Here is a 292-nt window from a genome sequence, read left to right on the forward strand (position 1 = left end):
AACTGTTCAGAGAACAGTGCTAAGCCTTCGGGTGTGTCGCTAAAGGCTTAGCACTGGGTTCTGGCAGCGATCCTTCCGGAATTCATCGTCTCGTCGCTCTTTCGAAAGAAAGAGAGAAAAGCCTGACAACGGAAAGGATATTTTTTTACTGTTGGGCAGTTGGTGGCGCCTCATCCGATCTTCTCGAAGAAGATGGTGGAGCCTAGCGGGATCGAACCGCTGACCTCCTGCGTGCAAGGCAGGCGCTCTCCCAGCTGAGCTAAGGCCCCTTTTCGAATCGCTGAAAGGATCG

The 292-nt window shown here is 53.1% G+C and carries 1 tRNA gene; it reads right to left on the reverse strand.

Annotated elements, in window-relative coordinates:
- Positions 1-193: 193 nt before the first annotated feature.
- A tRNA-Ala gene (locus ACW4DH_RS19010) sits at positions 194-269 on the reverse strand.
- Positions 270-292: the final 23 nt, after the last annotated feature.

This window comes from Halomonas sp. WWR20 (assembly GCF_054602495.1).